The 1524-nt window shown below is 51.2% G+C and carries 15 tRNA genes; all 15 read right to left on the minus strand.

Annotated elements, in window-relative coordinates:
* Window positions 1-89 precede the first annotated feature (89 nt).
* The 15 genes from ACQV2Q_RS08755 to ACQV2Q_RS08825 all read right to left on the minus strand — a co-directional run bounded on the left by ACQV2Q_RS08755 (window position 90) and on the right by ACQV2Q_RS08825 (window position 1524).
* A tRNA-Ser gene (locus ACQV2Q_RS08755) sits at window positions 90-179 on the minus strand.
* 35 nt (window positions 180-214) lie between these two features.
* Window positions 215-288: transfer RNA gene (locus ACQV2Q_RS08760), tRNA-Ile, on the minus strand.
* Between the two features lie 11 nt (window positions 289-299).
* Window positions 300-370, minus strand: a tRNA-Gly gene (locus ACQV2Q_RS08765).
* Between the two features lie 10 nt (window positions 371-380).
* A tRNA-Ser gene (locus tag ACQV2Q_RS08770) sits at window positions 381-470 on the minus strand.
* Window positions 471-501: 31 nt separating this feature from the next.
* Window positions 502-575, minus strand: a tRNA-Ile gene (locus ACQV2Q_RS08775).
* Between the two features lie 9 nt (window positions 576-584).
* Window positions 585-658: transfer RNA gene (locus tag ACQV2Q_RS08780), tRNA-Met, on the minus strand.
* Window positions 659-664: 6 nt separating this feature from the next.
* Window positions 665-737: transfer RNA gene (locus ACQV2Q_RS08785), tRNA-Ala, on the minus strand.
* 17 nt (window positions 738-754) lie between these two features.
* Window positions 755-828, minus strand: a tRNA-Pro gene (locus ACQV2Q_RS08790).
* A gap of 11 nt (window positions 829-839) precedes the next feature.
* Window positions 840-913: transfer RNA gene (locus ACQV2Q_RS08795), tRNA-Arg, on the minus strand.
* A 31-nt stretch (window positions 914-944) separates the two neighbouring features.
* Window positions 945-1030: transfer RNA gene (locus ACQV2Q_RS08800), tRNA-Leu, on the minus strand.
* A gap of 27 nt (window positions 1031-1057) precedes the next feature.
* A tRNA-Gly gene (locus tag ACQV2Q_RS08805) sits at window positions 1058-1129 on the minus strand.
* Between the two features lie 5 nt (window positions 1130-1134).
* Window positions 1135-1207 (minus strand) — tRNA-Thr (locus ACQV2Q_RS08810).
* A gap of 52 nt (window positions 1208-1259) precedes the next feature.
* Window positions 1260-1341 (minus strand) — tRNA-Leu (locus ACQV2Q_RS08815).
* Window positions 1342-1376: 35 nt separating this feature from the next.
* A tRNA-Lys gene (locus ACQV2Q_RS08820) sits at window positions 1377-1449 on the minus strand.
* A 5-nt stretch (window positions 1450-1454) separates the two neighbouring features.
* Window positions 1455-1524: transfer RNA gene (locus ACQV2Q_RS08825), tRNA-Val, on the minus strand.

Below are 1524 nucleotides of genomic sequence, written 5' to 3' on the forward strand. Positions count from 1 at the left end.
AACCCGTGTTACCGCCGTGAAAGGGCGGTGTCTTAACCGCTTGACCAACGGGCCAATATCAAAACTCATTGGCAAGTATATAAGAATAACGGAGAAGGAGGGATTTGAACCCTCGCGCCGGTATAAACCGACCTACACCCTTAGCAGGGGCGCCTCTTCAGCCACTTGAGTACTTCCCCATGAGCCAATTCAAAATAACAATTAATTATTGCTATGGGCCTGAGTGGACTCGAACCACCGACCTCACCCTTATCAGGGGTGCGCTCTAACCAGCTGAGCTACAGGCCCATTATCAATAAAGCGGGTGAGGAGAATCGAACTCCCGACAACAGCTTGGAAGGCTGTGGTTTTACCACTAAACTACACCCGCATATTCTCAAAGGAGGATGTGGGATTCGAACCCACGCGCGCTCTTACACGCCTGACGGTTTTCAAGACCGTTCCCTTCAGCCGAACTTGGGTAATCCTCCGTTAACCAATGGCAAAATCCATAATGCATAATGGACCTTGTAGGACTCGAACCTACGACCACCCCGTTATGAGCGGGGAGCTCTAACCACCTGAGCTAAAGGTCCGGCCTTAGATAGCGGCGAAGGGGATCGAACCCATGACCTCCCGGGTATGAACCGGACGCTCTAGCCAGCTGAGCTACACCGCCAAAAAATGGAGAATAGCGGGATCGAACCGCTGACCTCCTGCGTGCAAAGCAGGCGCTCTCCCAGCTGAGCTAATCCCCCATATAAGAATAAACAAATCGGGAAGACAGGATTCGAACCTGCGACCCCTTGGTCCCAAACCAAGTGCTCTACCAAGCTGAGCTACTTCCCGTTTTACTCTAATACACCCGGCAGGATTCGAACCTGCAACCGCCTGATTCGTAGTCAGGTACTCTATCCAGTTGAGCCACGGGTGCAAAATATTTTATCATTCACAATAAAGTGAAATGCCGAGGGCCGGAGTCGAACCGGCACGGTGATCACTCACCGCAGGATTTTAAGTCCTGTGCGTCTGCCAATTCCGCCACCCCGGCTTTAAAAGCCTAAATGTATCTTGGCAAAGCGGAAGACGGGGTTCGAACCCGCGACCCCCACCTTGGCAAGGTGGTGTTCTACCACTGAACTACTTCCGCAAAAGTGCCGGCTAAAGGACTTGAACCCTCGACCCTCTGATTACAAATCAGATGCTCTACCAACTGAGCTAAGCCGGCATAATATAACTTAGGATTTCCAATTATAAATCATAAGTGATCAAAATGCAAGTGCGGGTGAAGGGACTTGAACCCCCACGCCCGAAGGCGCCAGATCCTAAATCTGGTGCGTCTGCCAATTCCGCCACACCCGCAAATTAAAATTCCTTGATGTTTCCATTTAGGAATATGACCCGTGCAGGATTCGAACCTGCGACCCACTGATTAAAAGTCAGTTGCTCTACCGACTGAGCTAACGAGTCAAGAGTGGGGAATGACGGGATCGAACCGCCGACATCCTGCTTGTAAGGCAGACGCTCTCCCAGCTGAGCTAATTC

Source organism: Facklamia sp. P12950 (assembly GCF_050409465.1).
In the GTDB taxonomy this organism is placed as follows: Bacteria; Bacillota; Bacilli; order Lactobacillales; family Aerococcaceae; genus Facklamia.